This is a genomic window from Neptuniibacter sp. QD48_11 (assembly GCF_047778095.1).
Lineage (GTDB): Bacteria > Pseudomonadota > Gammaproteobacteria > Pseudomonadales > Balneatricaceae > Neptuniibacter.
This window is the reverse complement of sequence record NZ_CP180551.1, coordinates 3,199,522-3,218,511: the sequence shown is the minus strand read 5'-3', so window position 1 is coordinate 3,218,511 and position 18,990 is coordinate 3,199,522. Positions and strand designations below refer to the sequence as shown.

The 18,990-nt window shown below is 45.4% G+C and carries 15 protein-coding genes; 13 read left to right on the top strand and 2 right to left on the bottom strand.

From position 1 onward, the window contains the following. The first annotated feature begins 19 nt into the window (after positions 1 to 19). The 6 genes from ACMXYU_RS15045 to ACMXYU_RS15020 all read left to right on the top strand — a co-directional run bounded on the left by ACMXYU_RS15045 (position 20) and on the right by ACMXYU_RS15020 (position 7,667). Positions 20 to 463: a DUF1249 domain-containing protein gene (locus tag ACMXYU_RS15045; RefSeq protein ID WP_415882542.1), complete on the top strand. Its 444-nt coding sequence runs from the start codon at positions 20 to 22 to the stop codon at positions 461 to 463. Further along, positions 456 to 1,220, top strand: a complete 765-nt coding sequence (locus tag ACMXYU_RS15040) for a metallophosphoesterase (protein WP_415899330.1) — start codon at positions 456 to 458, stop codon at positions 1,218 to 1,220. The genes ACMXYU_RS15045 and ACMXYU_RS15040 overlap by 8 nt, the downstream gene beginning before the upstream one ends. A 59-nt stretch (positions 1,221 to 1,279) precedes the next feature. Beyond that, positions 1,280 to 1,891, top strand: a complete 612-nt coding sequence (locus ACMXYU_RS15035) for a YqiA/YcfP family alpha/beta fold hydrolase (RefSeq protein WP_415899329.1) — start codon at positions 1,280 to 1,282, stop codon at positions 1,889 to 1,891. Positions 1,892 to 1,943: 52 nt separating this feature from the next. Continuing rightward, positions 1,944 to 3,836 (top strand): DNA topoisomerase IV subunit B, encoded by a 1,893-nt coding sequence (gene parE / locus ACMXYU_RS15030; protein ID WP_415899328.1) that lies wholly within the window; start codon positions 1,944 to 1,946, stop codon positions 3,834 to 3,836. 129 nt (positions 3,837 to 3,965) lie between these two features. Next, positions 3,966 to 6,245: a DNA topoisomerase IV subunit A gene (gene parC, locus ACMXYU_RS15025; RefSeq protein ID WP_415899327.1), complete on the top strand. Its 2,280-nt coding sequence runs from the start codon at positions 3,966 to 3,968 to the stop codon at positions 6,243 to 6,245. A gap of 186 nt (positions 6,246 to 6,431) precedes the next feature. Further along, entirely contained in the window at positions 6,432 to 7,667 is a 1,236-nt protein-coding gene (locus tag ACMXYU_RS15020) for a diguanylate cyclase (protein ID WP_415899326.1), read from the top strand. On the opposite strand, the gene ACMXYU_RS15015 is transcribed toward ACMXYU_RS15020, so the two are convergent. Together ACMXYU_RS15015 and ACMXYU_RS15010 are read right to left on the bottom strand one after the other, a co-directional pair. Further along, positions 7,664 to 9,928: an EAL domain-containing protein gene (locus ACMXYU_RS15015; RefSeq protein ID WP_415899325.1), complete on the bottom strand. Its 2,265-nt coding sequence runs from the start codon at positions 9,926 to 9,928 to the stop codon at positions 7,664 to 7,666. The two genes, ACMXYU_RS15020 and ACMXYU_RS15015, sit on opposite strands and share 4 nt — an antisense overlap. 379 nt (positions 9,929 to 10,307) lie before the next feature. Next, on the bottom strand, positions 10,308 to 11,207 hold the full coding sequence (locus tag ACMXYU_RS15010) for a LysR substrate-binding domain-containing protein (RefSeq protein WP_415899324.1): 900 nt from the start codon (positions 11,205 to 11,207) through the stop codon (positions 10,308 to 10,310). A gap of 156 nt (positions 11,208 to 11,363) precedes the next feature. Here ACMXYU_RS15010 and ACMXYU_RS15005 point away from each other — a divergent pair, with 156 nt between their 5' ends. The 7 genes from ACMXYU_RS15005 (at position 11,364) to ACMXYU_RS14975 (ending at position 18,603) form a co-directional block, all read left to right on the top strand. Beyond that, positions 11,364 to 11,909, top strand: a complete 546-nt coding sequence (locus ACMXYU_RS15005) for a carboxymuconolactone decarboxylase family protein (protein ID WP_415899323.1) — start codon at positions 11,364 to 11,366, stop codon at positions 11,907 to 11,909. A 69-nt stretch (positions 11,910 to 11,978) separates the two neighbouring features. Further along, complete coding sequence (locus ACMXYU_RS15000; RefSeq protein WP_415899322.1) at positions 11,979 to 13,559, top strand: pyridoxamine 5'-phosphate oxidase family protein; 1,581 nt, start codon at positions 11,979 to 11,981, stop codon at positions 13,557 to 13,559. 17 nt (positions 13,560 to 13,576) lie between these two features. Next, positions 13,577 to 14,239 carry a cupin domain-containing protein gene (locus ACMXYU_RS14995; protein WP_415899321.1) on the top strand — a complete coding sequence of 221 codons (663 nt, stop codon included), beginning with the start codon at positions 13,577 to 13,579 and terminating at the stop codon, positions 14,237 to 14,239. Between the two features lie 275 nt (positions 14,240 to 14,514). Then, the gene (locus tag ACMXYU_RS14990; protein ID WP_415892637.1) at positions 14,515 to 14,661 is read left to right on the top strand and encodes a hypothetical protein; all 147 of its coding nucleotides are present in this window, start codon (positions 14,515 to 14,517) and stop codon (positions 14,659 to 14,661) included. 12 nt (positions 14,662 to 14,673) lie between these two features. Next, positions 14,674 to 14,940, top strand: coding sequence for a hypothetical protein (locus tag ACMXYU_RS14985; protein WP_415899319.1), 267 nt, complete (start codon positions 14,674 to 14,676; stop codon positions 14,938 to 14,940). Between the two features lie 520 nt (positions 14,941 to 15,460). After that, entirely contained in the window at positions 15,461 to 17,350 is a 1,890-nt protein-coding gene (gene nhaD, locus ACMXYU_RS14980) for a sodium:proton antiporter NhaD (RefSeq protein ID WP_415899318.1), read from the top strand. Positions 17,351 to 17,691: 341 nt separating this feature from the next. After that, on the top strand, positions 17,692 to 18,603 hold the full coding sequence (locus ACMXYU_RS14975) for a DMT family transporter (RefSeq protein WP_415899317.1): 912 nt from the start codon (positions 17,692 to 17,694) through the stop codon (positions 18,601 to 18,603). The last annotated feature ends 387 nt before the right edge of the window (positions 18,604 to 18,990 follow it).

Sequence of the window (18,990 nt, the reverse complement as noted above, 5' to 3'; positions counted from 1 at the left end):
AAAAAAATCGGATAGGCAGATGAAGCGGAAATATATTCCAGATCTAACTCGGCAGATGGCGCATTGCGAGGCTAACTATGCTCGTATTATGAAGCTATTACCGGATCTGGATGACTGTGATGAACGCGAGTTTCAGGTGAGTTGGCCTGAGCATACTGCCTATCTGCGTCTGCAGGTTGATGAGCGATTCAAGTATACGACCACCTTGTTGATTAGCCATCGCTTTGAATCGAGTTCTCCATGGCTAGAAGCACCAGGGCTAGTGGTGCGTCTTTACCACGATGCTGGCATGGCTGAGGTAATCTGTATGCAGCGTCGTAAACAGCTCTCCGGTGTCTACCCCTACCCCAACAAAAATATGCACCTGCCTGATGAAAAAATTCAGCTGAATGAATATCTGGGCGAGTGGTTGAGCGAGTGCTTAAACCACGGCCACAGCATGGAACCCGTATTCAGTGGCTGAAACCATTACTCTGCTCCAAGTCAGTGATATGCACCTGCAACAAGAGCCAGATATGTTGTTGAAAGGTGTGAATGTTGAGCAACGCTTTCAACAAGTGATATCGGAGATCGAATCTCAATCAGCTGATGCCTTGTTACTCACGGGTGATCTGACACATCACGCACCTAATGCCTATGATCGTTTGGTTTCTTATGTCGATCAGCTTCCTTACCCAAGTTATTGGATTCCTGGTAATCATGACCTGCCAGAGGAGATGGCGCGCTTTGCAGATAGTGAGTTATCGCCACGGGTAAAAACGTTTGGCGCTTGGAACCTGATCTTTTTAGATAGTAGTTCAAATCCTGATGGCAAAGGTAGCGGTTCGCTGTCTGAGTCAGAATTGATCTTTTTAAAAGCTGAATTAAGCCAGATAGCGCCTGATCAACACGTGCTATTAGTTCTGCATCACCATCCTGTGTCTGTAAAAAGCCGATGGCAGGATGAGATCTGTTTAGTTAATGCTGATCAGTTTTGGCAAATTGTTGAACCTTATCCACAAGTGAAAGGCGTTATCTTTGGTCATGTGCATCAAAGCTGGGCGCTTCAGAGAGGGGATATTCAACTATTCTCTGTGCCTGCGACTGCTGCGCAGTTTAAAGGTCAGACAGACAGTTCCGAAGTGGAAGATGATCCTAAGCTAGCCGGGCCAGCTTATGGCCGTTATCAGCTTTATTCTTGTGGGAAAATTAACCAACAAGTGATTAGATTACCCGCATAGCTTTACTGGCTATTGCGCCTTGCTTTCCCCTCCGGTAAGTTCTTTGCCAGAGGAAGAAAATGAATACACCGCTTTATATATACGTTCATGGCTTCAACAGCTCGCCGCAATCGATGAAGGCGAGGTTGTTTGTCGAATATCTGCAGGGTAAAGGTTTAGGCGATCAGGTGATGGTGCCAGAGCTATCCCACTGGCCAGCAGAAGCTATGGAGCAGTTACGCGCTCTTGTTGAGCAAAACCAACAGCGACCAATCATCTTATTAGGAAGTTCGCTGGGTGGTTATTACAGTACATGGCTCACTGAACATTATGATCATGTGCGTACGGTTTTAATTAATCCATCGGTAAGACCGTTTGAACTGTTGCCTCAGTATCTTGGGCCTAATGTGAATCTGTATTCTGGTGAAGAGTACGAGCTTACCCAAGAACATTTGACGCAAGTGTTGGCATTAAATTGCCAAGAGATCGAGCGGCCAGAAGCTTATCTGCTATTAACCCAAACGGCAGATGAAACACTGGATTACCGAGAAGCGGTCGAGAAATTTTCAGCATCGCCGCAGTTTGTTCAGCCTGGTGGTAGTCATGGTTTCGAGCAATTTGAAAACCTGATTCCAGCCATTATGGCGTTTGCAGAAGGGCGTATTGATCTGCCCGAAGCGCAACCGATTTAAATATCGTTAAACGTTGATTCATAGATAAAGTTTTGCGACAGGAAAGTATTTGATGTCCAAGCAATACAACGCTGGTTCCATAGAAGTTCTTAGTGGTCTAGACCCGGTTAGACGTCGTCCGGGGATGTACACGGAAACGGATCGTCCAAACCATTTGGCGCAAGAGGTCATCGATAACTCGGTGGATGAAGCGCTTGCCGGTCACGCTAAACAGATTGATGTGGTTCTGAATAAAGATCAGTCCTTAAGCGTGACCGATGATGGTCGAGGCATGCCTGTGGATATCCACCCAGAGCAGGGTGTCAGCGGGGTCGAGTTGATCCTGTGTAAACTACATGCGGGTGGTAAGTTTAACAACGATAACTACAACTATTCCGGTGGTTTACACGGTGTTGGTGTATCGGTTGTAAATGCCTTATCTAAGTTGTTAGAAGTTCAGGTACGTCGCGACAGTCAGGTTTATCGTATTGGCTTTGCCGACGGTGAAAAAGTATCTGACCTAGAAGTGATTGATACTTGCGGTAAGCGCAACACCGGTACTACGGTTCGTTTCCTGCCTGATCCACAATACTTTGATACCCATAAATTCAGTGTTTCACGTTTAAAGCATAATCTACGTGCTAAAGCAGTTCTTTGTCCTGGCTTAAAGGTGACCTTTACCGATCTGACGGGGGCCAAGCGTGAGAAGGAAGAGTGGTATTACGAAGATGGATTGGTTGATTACCTAAAAGGCACCACTCAGGTCTTTGAAGTGCTGCCAGCTGAACCATTCTCAGGTTCTCTACAGGGCGAGCTCGATGCAGTTGAATGGGCCGTACAGTGGCTGCCGGAAGGTGGCGAGATGACCTGTGAAAGTTATGTGAACCTGATCCCTACGGCCCAAGGTGGTACTCATGTAAACGGTCTGCGTACAGGTTTGCTTGAAGCGATGCGTGAGTTCTGTGAATTCCGTAACTTGCTACCTCGCGGAGTTAAGCTTACTGCGGATGATGTTTGGGATAAGTGTTGTTACGTCCTTTCTGCCAAAATGCAGGATCCGCAGTTCGCCGGTCAAACCAAAGAACGTTTATCTTCCCGCGAAATCGCAGCCTTTATCTCCGGTACGATTAAAGACGCTTTCTCCCTGTGGCTAAATCGCCATGTAGAAGAGGGTGAGCAACTTGCAGAGGTTGTTATCTCTAATGCTCAACGCCGTATGCGTTCCAATAAAAAGGTTGTGCGTAAAAAGGTGACGCAAGGGCCCGCACTGCCTGGTAAATTGGCTGACTGCTCCGGTGGCGATGCGATGCAATCAGAGCTGTTCCTGGTAGAGGGTGACTCTGCGGGTGGTTCTGCTAAACAAGCACGTGATCGTGAGTTTCAGGCGATCATGCCTCTGCGCGGTAAGATCCTAAACACTTGGGAAGTTGATCCAACTGAAGTTTTAGGTTCACAAGAGATCCATGATATCTCCGTGGCGATTGGTGTGGAGCCTGCTTCAGAAAACTTTGATGGTCTGCGTTACGGCAAAATCTGTATTCTGGCCGATGCGGACTCCGACGGTCTACATATCGCCACGCTGCTGTGTGCATTGTTCGTACGTCACTTCAAGCCGCTGGTAACTGCAGGTCACGTTTATGTAGCAATGCCACCGCTTTATCGAATCGATGTCGCGAAAGAGGTGTTCTACGCACTGGATGACGCTGAGAAGGATGGCATTATCGAGCGTATTAAAGCGGATCGTAAGAATGCCAAAATTGGTGTGCAGCGATTCAAAGGTCTGGGTGAGATGAACCCACTTCAGCTACGTGAGACAACCATGTCGCCGGATACTCGCCGTCTTGTACAGCTAACGGTAGAGCCGGGTGATGGCACAAACGAAGTGATGGATATGCTGTTAGCTAAGAAACGCTCAGGTGACCGTAAAGACTGGTTGCAGAGCAAAGGTAACTTGGCAGACGTTTAGACGTTGAAAGTAGCATGAATTTCTCTGTGATCAGTCACTGTAGACAGAGAAACAGGATAGTTTTTACAGCTGGTTGCTAGGTTTGTGTTATAGCAGCGAGTTGAGCTTATTACGAGTGTAATGTGAATTATGACGGTACAAACAACCTTCGAAGATGGCACTGAACGCCTCGCGTTAAAAGATTTTACCGAGAAAGCGTATCTGGATTACTCCATGTACGTGATTTTGGATCGTGCGTTGCCGCATGTAGGTGACGGCATGAAGCCGGTTCAGCGTCGCATCATCTATGCGATGTCTGAACTTGGCCTAAAAGCGTCTGCAAAATACAAGAAGTCAGCACGTACTGTGGGTGATGTGTTAGGTAAATTCCACCCGCACGGTGATTCTGCTTGTTATGAAGCGATGGTATTGATGGCGCAGCCGTTCAGTTATCGCTATCCGTTGGTTGATGGTCAGGGTAACTGGGGTTCTCCAGATGACCCTAAATCCTTCGCAGCGATGCGTTATACCGAATCCCGTTTAGCCCGTTATGCCGAAGTTTTACTGTCTGAAATCAGCCAAGGTACAGTTGATTGGGTACCAAACTTCGATGGCACTATGCGTGAGCCGGCGATTCTGCCTGCGCGTTTACCAAATGTGTTGTTGAATGGCACAACGGGTATCGCTGTAGGTATGGCGACCGATATTCTGCCGCACAACCTCCGTGAAGTGGCTCAAGCTTGTGTTCACTTGCTAGATAACCCGCGTGCTGATCTGGACGAGATTACTGAGATCGTTCCTGGCCCCGATATGCCAACCGATGCGGAGATCATCACTTCCCGTCGAGAGCTGAAGAAGGTTTACGAAACGGGTCGTGGCTCGGTACGTATGCGTGCCGTGTACACGAAAGAGCAGGGCGAAATCGTTATCACGGCACTGCCGCATCAAGTTTCGGGCGCTAAAATTTTGGAACAGATCGCCGCTCAGATGCAGCAGAAAAAGCTGCCGATGGTGAGCGATCTGCGTGATGAATCCGATCACGAAAATCCAACACGCTTGGTGATTATCCCGCGCTCGAATCGTGTAGATGTCGAGCAGTTAATGGCCCACCTCTTTGCTTCTACTGATCTTGAACGCACTTATCGTGTGAATATGAACATGATTGGTGTGGACGGTAAGCCGCAAGTTAAAGACCTTCGCCAGATTTTGGTTGAATGGCTGAGCTGGCGTACTGAGATTGTGCGCAAGCGCTTAAACCACCGTTTGGCTAAGGTTTTGGATCGCCTACATATCCTCGAAGGTTTGATGGTCGCGTATCTCAATATTGATGAGGTGATTGCGATTATCCGTCATGAGGAAGATCCAAAAGCAGAGCTGGTTAAACGCTTTGGACTGACTGAGATTCAAGCCGATGCGATTTTAGACCTTAAACTTCGTCACTTGGCGAAACTGGAAGAGTTTAAGATCCAGTCTGAACAGAACGAGCTGGAAGAAGAGCGTAAGAAGCTGGAAGGTATTCTAGGTTCTGATTCTAAGATGCGTAAACTGATCAAAAAAGAGATCCAAGATGCAGCTGAAGAGTATGGTGATGACCGCCGCTCACCAATCGTAGAGCGTGAAGAAGCGCAGGCATTCAGTGAGAAAGATCTTCTGTCTTCGGATCCTGTAACCGTCGTGATCTCTAAGCAGGGCTGGATTCGTGCCGCAAAAGGTCATGACATTGATGCCGAGGGCCTCAATTACAAATCCGGCGATGCCTTTAAGTTAAGTTGTAAGGGCCGCACTAATCAGCCGACCCTCCTATTAGATACCACGGGTCGAAGTTTCACTATCGAGACCCATAATCTACCGTCAGCACGTGGACAAGGTGAGCCCGTAACTGGGCGTATCACGCTACCAAAAGGTTCCACGGTTGATGCCGCGATTGCAGGTAAGGATAACGATCAAGTCTTGATGGCGTCTGATGCGGGTTATGGCTTTATCGCGAAGATCTCTGATCTGACCAGCAAAACTAAAAACGGTAAGGCGGCATTAACCCTGCCTAAAAACGCTCAGATCTTACAGCCAATCACGATGAGTTCAGTCGAAGATTCTCTTTTGGCTGCAGTGACAAATGAAGGACGCTTACTGGTCTTCCCTGTGTCTGAACTACCACAACTGGCACGTGGTAAAGGTAATAAGATTATCAATATCCCATCTGCAAGAGCCTCTGCTCGAGAGGAATTGGTGGTTGCCTTAGCCGTGTTCTCTCCAGAAGATACTTTGCTGGTACATGCTGGCCGTCAACACTTGAAACTTAAGCCTGCTGATATTGAACACTATCGTGGTGAGCGAGGCCGACGAGGTAATAAGCTACCAAGAGGCTATCAACGTGTAGATAGCCTGGAAGTGAATAACAGTACGCAAGAACAACCTGAAGGCGAGGAATAAAGCCTACTTAACCTAGATGCTAGTAGCGGTAATCAGCTGTTAATTCAGCAAAATTCAGAGTAGCTTATTAGAATTGTGCTTCGCAGTAAGTCTAATAGGCTATATCTTGACCCTCTAAACAAACAGACTATTATATACACCTACATTTTTGGCGGTTTTTAGTCGGCCATATAGGTGCTGTACGTCATGGAAGGACGTTTATTACGTAAGCGATTTAGTCGTCGCATTACGATACTAGCTGTTTCTCTATCCATCGTTATTTTGCTGATGGGAGGGCTTCTTTTGTTCCTATCCTCGGGGGTAAGAGATGCTTGGGCTGCTTATAGTTATACCTCCGAGAGCCGTGCAACGGCCCTTTCTGAGTTGCATCGTTCCATTGGATACGGTGGTTTTATCCACAATTTTAAAAACTATGTCCTACGACAAGAGCAAAGTTTGCTTGTGCGCTTACGTGGTGACATAGAAAAATCTACTCAAATTATTTCACTCTATTCGGCCTTAGATCTTAATAGTAAAGAGAGCCAAGCACTGTTAGTGATTCAACAGACGCTGCAGATGTACCGAGATAATCTTCATGTGGCGCAGATGGCGGTAGAAAGAGGAGCTCCGACTCAACAGATTGATAGACAAGTGCGTATTGATGATTCTCCTGCGTTGGCTGCGTTAGCATTACTTCAGCAAGAAAATAACCGTTTTCACGAAGCTGTCACTCGGGATATGAACAGGCAAATTACTAACCTAATTAATGCGCTTCTCATAGGTTTGTTAGCGATGCCTTTTGTGGTACTTGCTGCCTATCATTATCACGATGTTATGAATCGATTCGTCCAATTGATTGCAGAAAAGCGTGAGGTTGAAAAAGCGTTGGTTAATTCAACCGCTGAGGTAGAAGAAGCGCAGCAGCAAAGGCGTGCTATGGCTTACGAAGCGCATCATTGCGAATTGACCCGTGTCCCAAACCGCAAGGCTTTTATGACCACTGGGCACGAGATCATGCAGAATGCAGCCGCTTGCGAACAATGTTTAACAGTGCTGTTTGTCGATGTAGATGATTTTAAAATGATCAATGATACCTATGGTCACGAAATCGGCGATAAAGTGCTGGTGGAAGTGGCCTCTCGTCTCAGCATTGCGCTACGAGAAGGAGATTTTGTAGCACGCATAGGTGGTGATGAATTTGCCATGATTATCCAATGTAATGACACAGCAACCTGTGCTCCAGGACTTGCCGAACGCTTACTTGATGTGATGAATGAGAGCTATGCTCATATTGCTGAAGGCCTAGAGGTTAGCTGTTCGGTTGGGGGGGCAAACTGCCCTCAGGATGGGCAAGATCTTGAAACGCTGGTGCGTGTGGCTGATGAACGTATGTATCGCGTTAAGAAAAGCGGTAAGAATGGTGTGTTTCTGCAAGAGTCTTAATTAAATTCCTCCGCAGCTTCTTTCATGGGCATCGGCTTGTAGAAGTAATAACCCTGAAATACTTCACATCCCAGATCGTCAAGGATCTGCTTCTGCTCTAATGTTTCAACGCCTTCAGCCACGATGGTTATTCCCATCTTATGGGCTATATCGATGATGCCCTGGAGCAACAATCTGGCGTCTTGGTCTTCGACGATATCATCGACAAAGCTTTTATCGATTTTTAGCTCATCGATAGGTAGGTTTTTCAATAAGCTCAAAGATGAGTAACCTGTACCAAAGTCATCTAAAGATACAGATATCCCTTCCGCTTTAAATTGGTTTATCATCCCAAGGACGTAATCTAAATCCTGAATAAATAGGCTTTCGGTAATCTCGATTTTAAGCCTACTTTTATTGATTTGGGATTGATCAGCTTGCTCTGAAAAGTACTCAAAAAAGCCATCGGAGAAAAACTGCTTGATAGAAACGTTAATTGATATTGAGCAATCGCTTGAGGTTAATTTTCCAGCCTCATCTAAAGATTTACGAATGATATAGCGTCCAAGTTCTGGCATAAGGCCAGAATTTTCTGCGATGGGTATGAAGCGGTTGGGTGGAATAGGGCCAAATTCCTTACTATGCCAGCGCACCAGAGACTCTAGGCCGCTTAATAATCCTTCTGAAGAAACTTGAGGCTGAAAAACGACGTAAATTTCCTCATTCTTAATCGCGTCCCTAAGTTTGGTTTCCAGTGAGAGGTCATCTAGATAGCGCTTCTTTAGTTCCTCATGGAAAACTGTGTAGCAATTTTTATTATGTTTAGCTTCATACAAGGCAAAGTCCGAGAGCCTTTTAACCTCTTCAAATGAACTAGCATCGGTTGGGCAGTGAGATATACCAATACTGGCACTTAAAATTAAACGATTGCCACTCATTAGATAGGGCTTAGATATTTCTTCTAAAATATCTTCGGCTAAGCGCTCTGCTTCAAAGCTTGAGAGATTGAAGGCTACGACTACAAACTCGTCACCGCTGTATCTCGCAACAAGGCATTCTCTATCCTGAGTGTTTAGTTTGAGTCTTCTCGTGATTTCAATCAGAACCTGATCGCCATAATCGTGGCCGAAGTTATCATTGGCTGATTTAAAATTATCCATATCGACAAACAGTAGGTGGTAACTGTTTTGCTCTTCTAACTTTGAAAAGTAGTTGTCCAGAAAATAGCGGTTAGGCAGATTGGTTAAGAAGTCGTGTGTCGCTCTATAAGTTAACAGTTCTTCTTTCTTCTTCTCATTATTACTGATCACTCTAAAGAGCCAGTAAATAACGGCGTAAGCAAAAAAGAAGACCAAAGATAGATTGGTGGCAGCTTGGAAAAACTTTTGTCGAATAACTTGGGTGTCTCGTTCTACACCGACCCAAAGCTGAAACTCTTTGATATAGAAATTCGACATCATCGATTGAGAGTCATCGTTGAACTTACCGGTGACATGGGTCGTAACGATTTGCTTCTCTTTAATGGTTTCAAAGCTGATATTGTAGGTCTTTTCGACATAATCGATGCTTTCTTGGACTTTGCCTTCAGAAAACTGATGTTCATATACGGCTGGATTGTTGATGAGACGTTTAGGTGCTACCTGGAAATAACGATCCCGATCTCGATAGATAAACACACTGTAATCAGCACTATGCTCATTAGTGTTAGAAAAGAATGGCAGACCTTTCTCAATATTAATGGTCAGAGACACGATGAATAGCGGTTTGCCGTTGGCATCTCTAATTGTTTTACGAATCGGGATGATTAGAGCGTTTTCCCAGTAACTAAAATAGGTCCGTCCAATAACGGCTGCATTACTGTCTAAGGTGAGGTTAAATGATTCTTTTGCTTTTGGGTTTTTCAGCAGGTTAAGTGAAGATTCGCGTTTATCTTGAGAGAGGGAGTTTGTAACAACGATATTGCCATCAAGATCTATCTGAAAGAAGTTATGAGTCGTGTGAGAAGCAATATATAACTTATCTATCTCCTGAATCGTTTTCTCTCGATCCAGATACTTATCTTCGTGTAACAGCTCCTGACCAAGAATATCTAACAGCGTTTCATATTGCCTGAGAGTGGCTTCAACTGAGTTAGAGGTGATGCGAGTCAGATTTTCTTGCTCTAATCTCACATCTTCCCGGATAGACTCGTGAGTCTTCGTAAGAATGAAAATAAACGCAGCAAAACCTGCCAAAAGGAAGACGTAAAACGCAAGCCAGATGTTATTTCTTATAAACAGCATAGAGCTTCACTCAATCTCAGAGAGTTTAAGCAATATGAGAATAAGACAGCAATACGGGGAAACGTGTGTTTATCATCGGAAGTACCTTTGCTAATTACATCATATAGCGTAGTCAAAGCTGAGCTCCTTGTAAGGAGGGCTAGCTTCCTTGCGACGATCGAAAGATTATCGGCGGGGCCAAAATCCAATTTTTAGTTCAGTTATACAGCTTTGCCTAACGTAAACTTCTCTTATTATATAATCATTTTTGAATGTAATGGTCTCTATATTTGGTAGTAGATTCATGGCTCTTTGTAGGGAGCTCAATTGCACATAGAGTGCTTTGTGGCATATGTAATAACAATTTATAAATTCTGCATCGATTAAGGTTTGTGCACGCTTAATTGATGGTTTTATTCTTATTCAGGGTCTTTGCAAGAATATCGATAAAGCTTCTGATCTTGCTACTGGCTTGTCGTCCTTCCCTATGAACTATGTGTACAGGCATTGCTGGTGGTTCATAGTTCTCCAGAACAGTTTTAAGTTCGCCATGGTTTAGTTCATCTTCAACTTGGTACGACAAAGTATGGATAATGCCTAAATGCAGCTTTGCTGCATTGATCGCTGATTGATTGGTGGAAACCGTTAATCGTGGCTTTAAGCGTAAACTCTGTTGCTTTCCTTCGTAATCAAATTTCCAATCTTGCACCATGCTACTGCTATTGGTCATGATAGTTGAATGTTGCTTCAGATCTTCAGGGGATTGTGGAATACCTGCTTTTTCTAGGTATTGTGACGAAGCAAGCCAGTGCATACGCACCGTGCCAACCCGTTTTGCATACATGTTTGAGTCAGGAAGATGACCGATACGTATGCCGACATCAAACCCTTCCTCCATCAAGTTAACCACACGGTCTAGAAATACGGCATCTACCTCTGTTTCTGGGTAGTTATTCAGGTATTCAGCAATGCTAGGCATGACATATTTTTGTCCAAACAGAACAGGCGCTGTTACCGATAAATGACCTTTGGGTTCGCTATTGATACCTATTGCAGATTCGTTTGCTCTTTCTAGCTCTTGAAGAATTCTCTGTGCATCTTGGAGATAGCGCTGGCCCGCGTCAGTGGTTCGTACATGTCGAGTGGTTCTGGTTAGCAATTTAATACCGAGTTTTTCTTCCAGAGCAGAGACAGCTCGGGTGACAGCTGGAGGGGAGATATTCAATCGGCGACTAGCGGCAGCGAATCCTTGTTCTTCTGCAACAGCAACAAACACATTCATCAAATGAAACTGATCCACTTTTCTTATGCCCTCCGAGTTATATTATTCCATTTTTCGTAATAGTTATTTGCTTTTTCTGAGTATTCTTTAATTTATCATTGCTTGTCAAACTAGTCCTACAACTTAACCAAACGGCCAAATACAGAGGCTGGTCATTAGTTTGAGGAATTAGATATGAGCCGCATTAACTTAGTAACAAACGAACAAGTAAATGAAGAGCAACAAGCACTGTATGCCGCGATTGAAGGGCAACTTGGGATGGTGCCAAACTTTCTTAAGGTATTTGCCAATTCTCCAGCGGCACTACGTGCATTCTTAGGCTTACATGGGATTGCAAATGAAGGAAGCCTAGATCTTCGTACTCGTGAACGTATTGCCCTAGGGCTTGCCGAACAGAATGCCTGTGAATATTGCGTATCAGCACATACTGCAATTGGTCGTAAAGCTGGCCTGTCTAGTTCAGAAATTGAAGCAAACCGTTCCGGCAGTAGTCAGGATGCCAAAGCGGCTGTTGCCGTGAAGTTCGCACGCTCCTTAGCAGAGAATAATGGTGCTGTTACTACCGCCGAACTGCTCGAAGTACGAAATGCCGGCTACAACGATGCAGAAATCGTCGAAATTATTACCCATGTTGGAATGAACGTTTTAACCAATATTTTGGGTAAAGCGAGTCGCGTAGAAATAGATTTCCCCAAAGTAGAGCTGCAGCAAGCTTCATAAGTAGTCTGCCTTTGCGGGCCTTAAAGGCCCGTTCTTTTCTGCTAAATCCTAAAATAAGGGTATTTGACGATGGCACATAAATACGCACAAATCGCATTCACTGAGACTGTTCGCCAAGTTCAATCAGAGCAGAATAGTCGTGCTGGTTACGCTCGTATGGATGAGGGTGAGGATTATAATTATCTGCTATCGGAATACGAAGCCGAGTTTATTGCCGAGCGTGATAGTTTTTACATGGCCAGTGTCGGTGAAACCGGTTGGCCCTATGTGCAGCATCGAGGTGGCCCTAAAGGCTTTATGCAGGTTTTAGATGCATCAACGCTAGGCTTCGCTGATTTTAGTGGCAATCGTCAATACGTCAGTACTGGTAATTTTCGTACCAACAATAGGGTATCTATCTTCTTTATGGATTATCCCAATAAGCGTCGTTTAAAGCTTATGGGAAGAGTCGAGCTGGTAAAGGATGATGATTGGGAAACACAGGCCAAACTTGAGGTAGCGGGGTATAGAGCCGAGATTGAGCGTGCCTTTATCATCAAAATAGAAGCATTCGACTGGAATTGCCCACAACATATCACTCCGCGCTTTACTGAAAGTGAAATGGAGCAGCTTATCGCACCTGTAATCGATGAGAATGTTCGCCTTAAGGCTCAGTCCGATCTGGTGGCCTCCGCATATCCGCAATCGTTAGGTGATGGCCCTATAACGTTAACGATTTCAGGTATTAGGCAACTGACCCCAAGAGTGCGCGCTTATGAGCTGCGACATCCGCAAGGTTTGGAACTGCCTCAATTTGAAGCTGGTGCGCATTTGCAAATACCTGTACAGCTAGAGGATGGTAGTTTAACCACGCGCCATTATTCGATCTGTTCTAACCCAGCACGACGAGATATATACGAAATTGCTGTGTTGCATGAAGAGCAGGGGCAGGGTGGGTCCGTTGCAGTACATCAATACTTCAATCTGGGTATGACGTTGAAGTGCCAGCCACCGCAAAATTATTTCAAGCTTCATGAAGATACACGTCCAACAATCCTCATCGCAGGGGGAATTGGCATTACTCCCATTAAGGCCATGGCGCAAAAGCTCCGCGATCAAGGCAGGAAATTTGAACTTCACTATGCTGGTCGTAGTCAACTTGAGATGGCGTTCTTTGATCGTTTACAGCGGGAGTTTGTTGGTAATGGTTTTTTTTATCGGGGAGATGCGAACGAGCGTATAGATCTACATCAGATTTTATCTGCCAAAGCACCTGATGCAGTGGTTTACGCGTGCGGTCCTCAGAAGTTACTCACAGGCTTGAAACAGCAGGCTCAGTTATTAGAGGTTGATCCACAACAGATCCAACTTGAACAGTTTGGTGCAAGCAAACAAGCGCATGATAGCTCTATATCACTAGAACTCGCACGAAGTGGCAAAGTAGTCGAAGTATCTGCAGAACAAACTTTGCTAGACGCTATTATTGGAAGTGGAATTGATATTCCCAATAGCTGTAAAAGTGGCGTGTGTAAAAGCTGTGCGGTCACTGTGCTTGATGGAGAGCCTGATCATAGAGATCAATGCCTCACCCAGAACGAACAGCAAGTTCAAAAACAGATTTGCCCCTGTGTATCACGTAGCTTCGGTGATTCACTGGTGCTAGATATATAAAAAGAGTAGTAAGTCAGATGGTCACACGAATCAATGCAGATTTTGAACAACGCGTAATTATTCGTCCCGAAGATTACCATTGGGTTGATTCACCCATGGCGGGTGTAGAGCGCATGATGCTGGATCGTATTGGTGATGAATCGGCACGGGCGACCTCGATTGTCCGCTATGCACCTTTTAGTGAGTTCTCACCGCATATTCACAGCGGTGGGGAAGAGTTCTTCGTGCTTGAGGGTGTGTTTTCTGACGAACACCAAGATTATCCCCAAGGGAGTTATGTTCGTAACCCTATTGGTACCTCTCACACCCCGAGGGTCGGCAAAGAGGGTGCGATCATCTTTGTAAAGCTGCAGCAGTTTAACGAAGCTGATAAAGAACAAAAGGCGATTGATACTACTAAAGCTCCTTGGCTTCAAGGCTTGGTCGATGGTTTAACCGTTATGCCTCTGCATGAATTTGAGGGTGAGCATGTCGCCTTGGTGAAGTGGGCGCCGAATACGCAGTTTAACCCCCATCGTCATTTTGGCGGTGAAGAGATACTGGTACTTGAAGGCACGTTCTACGATGAGCATGGTATCTACCCAAAAGGTTCCTGGTTGCGTAGTCCTCATTTGAGTGAGCATCATCCCTATACCAAGGACGATGGCGCATTAATCTATGTGAAAACGGGACACCTATAACAACACTGCTAACCAGTATTTTTGTCGAACAAAAATTATTTGCTAAAAAATATAAAACGCTATTGCGAATCATTATCATTATTGATAATCTAGATCCCGCTCATAAGTGATAGGCAATGGACGACCTCACCATTAACATTGCTGAACAGTTCTACCTGCTCGCTCTCAGGCAGGTAGAACTTCTCCTACCTTAAGCATCAATACAATCTGCAACGCTGCTGTAATCACAAAGAGCATAAACAGCTAAGTCTTTTCTTACTGGAGGAGAGGAAGTTATGCACTCAATCAAAGATCGTGAATCGTACAAAACACTTCTGCACCTTGCGGATAAGCTATCCAACAGTAGCTCATCCAATAGTGATTGGTTGGCGAAGCAGCACAAAGATATCTACGACTTTTTAAAACACGCTGAAGAAAGATAGAAGGAGAGGCTTATGGGTTCTGTGATTAATCCCTCAATTTTTAAAGCGGTATACGACAAGATTGTGACTGAAGGCCAGCAATCGAGTAGTGGTTTCTTTCTTCGTGGTGTCTATGCCGCAGGCCAAGGCAAAAAGCATTTAGAGCTGAAGGATTGTTTTTCACGTATCCGCGTCGTAAATGGCGAAGTGGTCGTGACCGAGTTCTCGAACAATACTCAGCGTGTCAGGTTTCTGAATAAAGTTCGCAAGCTATATTGTGGCGAGCAAGTCTCGCAGTAGTCTCTTTCTTCCTATTAAAAAGATCGATAAAACAGATCTCCTCCTTGTGGTCCTTATCCAAAAGGCTTAAATCAGCAAAGCCTATACACCTTGAATTTGTGTCCCTTTTTGGCGCTACGCTATGTAAAAACGCGCATTCGTGAGTAAGTTTCCTACAGCTATCTCAGACCCCTTGTCTTTTTACCGGACTCCTTTACTCAAAAGATGGTGCTTTATTGCTCTAAAGACCAGTATTTACTTTTGTCTTAAAGCGTTACCCTAGCCCCGCTCAAAAATGTGTGCATTGCAGCATTTTTAGCATAGGCATGAATACACGCCATGCTAGTAGCTGGTTGGACTTAACGTTGGTCTACTCGAATTTGGTCATTTTTTGACGCTCTTTCTCGTGACGATGGGTCAAGCCCTGCAAGTTGCTAGGCAGAAATTGCATAAGAATTGTCAATTCTTATGTGATTTCGGCGGGTATTTTGAAACCCGTAACCTGATCCAGACACAACAATTTTAAAATCGGATTCTGACCATGAACCTGTCGATGTTTTTTCCACAGATCAACAGCGCAAGCTTACGCTTTGTGTTGGCTGTTGTTGGTCTCTTACTGCTTCCTCTTACTGCTTTTGCAGAAACAGGCGGAGCGACCGCTAACGTTCCGGAACTGAGCGCCTCTTTCTATGGCTATCTAAGTATCGCCATCTTTATTTTGGCTTACTCATTGGTTCCGCTGGAAAACAATATTCATCTGCTGAAAAGTAAGCCGGTTCTGGTGGCTGCGGGTCTGATTTGGATTCTAGTGGCGCTAGCATTTAAGGAAATTGGTGCCACAGAGCAGGCACACCATGCGATTAAACATGCGATTATCGAATACGCAGAGCTATTCCTGTTCTTACTAGTAGCGATGACCTACATTAACGCACTGGAAGATCGTAACGTATTCCAAGCGCTGCGTGCTTACCTAGTATCCCGTGGTTATTCACTACGTAAGGTTTTCTGGGTTACAGGTGCACTTTCCTTCGTAATCTCTCCAATTGCCGACAACCTAACAACAGCACTTCTGATGGGTGCGGTTGTAATGGCTGTAGGTGGTTCGAATATCCGTTTTGTATCGATTGCTTGTATCAACGTGGTTGTTGCGGCAAACGCGGGTGGTGCTTTCTCTCCATTCGGTGATATCACAACCCTGATGGTTTGGCAGAAGGGTAAAGTAGAGTTCCTAGAGTTCCTACCGTTGTTTATCCCATCGCTAGTTAACTGGTTAGTACCTGCGGTTATCATGAACTTCGCGATTCCTAATGAGATCCCAGAAGCATCTCAGGAAAAATCCTTCATGAAACGTGGTGCCAAAGTAATGATGGTGCTATTCCTGGCGACTATCGTAACTGCAGTAAGCTTCCACAGCTTCCTACACCTACCACCTGCGGCTGGCATGATGTTTGGTCTGGGTTACCTAGGTATGTACTCGTTCTACTTGAAGAAGGTTGAAGGTCGTACGGTGATGGCTGACTCGATCTTTGGTGGTCGTAGCGATGCGCATCAAAACCCATTGAGCGTTCTACAGGCATACGGTAAGGATATTGGCGAACATCTAAATGATCAGCCTTATCCAGCGTTTATGATCGATAAAGAGAAAAACGTTACCCACTGGAACACTGCACTAGAAGAGCTAACGGGTATCAAAGCTGAAGAGATGATCGGCACGAAAGATCACTGGAAAGGCTTCTATAAAGATCAGCGTCCAACCTTGGCTGATGCTGTCCTAGAAGACGAATCAGGTGCAGGCGTACGTCAGCATTATCAAAACAAGTATCGTGACAACCCAATGGGTGGTAAGTCTTACGATGCGGCTAACTACTTCGATAATATCGGTAACTCCGGCGCGTACCTAATGTTCAGTGCTGCTCCTGTTGTTGATGAAAACGGTGAAACAGTGGGTGCTGTAGAACTGTTTGAAGATATGACTGAGAAGCGTGAAGAAGTTAAAGAATTCGACGTGATGGAGCGTGTATCACGTGCCGAATGGGATACTTTACTGTTCTTCTACGGCGTAATCTTGTGTGTAGCTGGCTTGAGCCAGTTTGGTTACATGGCGATCGTTTCTGAGCTTATGTACAACGACCTTGGTCCAACATGGGCGAATGGTCTAGTCGGTGTGCTATCTGCGATTGTAGATAACATTCCGGTGATGTTCGCGGTATTAACCATGGACCCTGCGATGTCGCTAGGCCAGTGGCAGCTTGTAACCCTAACAGCGGGTGTGGGCGGTAGTATGCTTGCGATCGGCTCTGCTGCAGGTGTAGCACTACTAGGTACTGCGCGTGGCGTTTATACCTTCGCATCTCACCTTAAATGGACGCCAGCGATTGCCCTCGGTTATGTGGCAAGTATCGGCGTACACCTGCTGATTAACGGTGTTTGATATATTTCAGTGACTAGTAGCTAGAACGCTTCGCTGCTAGTGGCTAGAAAAAGAAAGGCCTGCTCAATGAGCAGGCCTTTTTTGTTTGGCTTCTTCCTCTTTCATTAAAAAGAAGGCACCATCCCGCTTTCTACCGCTTTCTACCGCTTTCTACCGCTTTCTACCGCTTTCTACCGCTTTCTACCGCTTTCTACCGCTTTCTACCGCTTTCTACCGCTTTCTACCGCTTTCTGCTGATCTGTAACTATGCATATTCTATTGGCTGTACCTTGGGGATTATGAGGGGATAGGTAGGATGGTAGGTCGTTAAATCAACCTACCTATCGGAAAGCAGAGATCACGTGGCGCACTCAACGAGTACAAATGGTAAAGATAATCTAGTCGGCAGCCTGTGGATGATTGCTGCTATGGCTGCGTTTGCGATTGAAGATGCGCTAGTGAAGGATGCCGCGCAAACTCTGCCGGTGGGGCAGGTGCTTGCTCTGTTTGGTTTGGGTGGTATGTTGCTGTTTGCTGGCATGCTTAAATTTAACCGTGAGCCTCTATTTATCAAAGATGTCGTTTCTTTGCCTATGCGTATTCGCATCGTCTTTGAAGTCATCGGGCGACTGTTTTATGTGCTCGCAATCGCCTTCATTCCGCTATCTACAGCGACCGTTATTCTGCAGGCCACTCCGCTTGTAGTTGTGACGGGCGCTGTGCTTTTTCTAGGGGAAAAGGTAAGCCCTGTTAGGTGGTTAGCCATATTTATTGGGTTATTGGGCGTTATCTTAATCGTACAGCCAGGTGCTGATGGTTTCTCTCAGCTCTCTCTGTTGGCGGTAATAGGTATGATCGGCTTTGCCGGTAGAGATCTCGCAAGCCGTATGGCTCCACCCACTATAGGCACCGCAAGGTTAGGCTTTTATGGCTTTCTATCCGTCCTGATCTCTGGGCTTCTCTATTCTAGTTGGGCAGGCGAGGTTTATCGTTTGCCATCTAAGCCCGAGCTATTGTCGATTGTGATTGCTACGGTCGCGGGGGTAATCGCCTATTCCTGTTTAATGAAAGCGATGCGTACTGGCGAAGTGTCTGCGGTGACGCCGTTTAGATATACCCGTTTACTGTTTGGCTGCTCGCTTGGACTGCTGTTCTTTGGTGAAGAGTTCACGGCTTCCATGTTGATTGGTTCGGCGTTGATCGTGTCTTCTGGGCTGTTTATTGGGTGGCGGGGGAAGAAGGTTGTCACAAAGGGGCTAGAAGTTAGTCGCTAGAACGCTGCGCTGCTAGTGGTTAGAGTAAAGGGCTCTGACCCCTTTAATTTTGCTGACCCCTTTAATTTTGACCCCTTTAATTTTGGGTAGGGCCCTTTTTCTGGGGTTAAAGCACAAAAAAAGGCCCGCTCAATGAGCGGGTCTGTTCTTTATAATTCGATGGTATCAGCGGCCGGACTCGAACCGACACGCCCGTGAAGGCAAGGGATTTTGAATCAAATAGTACGTGGTATATCTCAGTAGATTTCAGTGGATAGTGAAGGAAAGTTTAAACAGCTTTACTGTAGTTTCTTAGATTCTATTTGAGAGTGCTATATCGTTATGCGCACAGAATCCGCACAGGTTTTTTTATTTTAATGGACAGGACATACCGGGTTGGGTTGATTT

Coding starts and splice junctions, on each gene's coding strand:
- ACMXYU_RS15045 (WP_415882542.1), top strand. CDS start 20: ATGAAGCGGAAATATATTCCAGATCTAACTCGGCAGATGGCGCATTGC.
- ACMXYU_RS15035 (WP_415899329.1), top strand. CDS start 1,280: ATGAATACACCGCTTTATATATACGTTCATGGCTTCAACAGCTCGCCG.
- parE (WP_415899328.1), top strand. CDS start 1,944: ATGTCCAAGCAATACAACGCTGGTTCCATAGAAGTTCTTAGTGGTCTA.
- parC (WP_415899327.1), top strand. CDS start 3,966: ATGACGGTACAAACAACCTTCGAAGATGGCACTGAACGCCTCGCGTTA.
- ACMXYU_RS15020 (WP_415899326.1), top strand. CDS start 6,432: ATGGAAGGACGTTTATTACGTAAGCGATTTAGTCGTCGCATTACGATA.
- ACMXYU_RS15015 (WP_415899325.1), bottom strand. CDS start 9,928: ATGCTGTTTATAAGAAATAACATCTGGCTTGCGTTTTACGTCTTCCTT.
- ACMXYU_RS15005 (WP_415899323.1), top strand. CDS start 11,364: ATGAGCCGCATTAACTTAGTAACAAACGAACAAGTAAATGAAGAGCAA.
- ACMXYU_RS15000 (WP_415899322.1), top strand. CDS start 11,979: ATGGCACATAAATACGCACAAATCGCATTCACTGAGACTGTTCGCCAA.
- ACMXYU_RS14995 (WP_415899321.1), top strand. CDS start 13,577: ATGGTCACACGAATCAATGCAGATTTTGAACAACGCGTAATTATTCGT.
- ACMXYU_RS14990 (WP_415892637.1), top strand. CDS start 14,515: ATGCACTCAATCAAAGATCGTGAATCGTACAAAACACTTCTGCACCTT.
- ACMXYU_RS14985 (WP_415899319.1), top strand. CDS start 14,674: ATGGGTTCTGTGATTAATCCCTCAATTTTTAAAGCGGTATACGACAAG.
- nhaD (WP_415899318.1), top strand. CDS start 15,461: ATGAACCTGTCGATGTTTTTTCCACAGATCAACAGCGCAAGCTTACGC.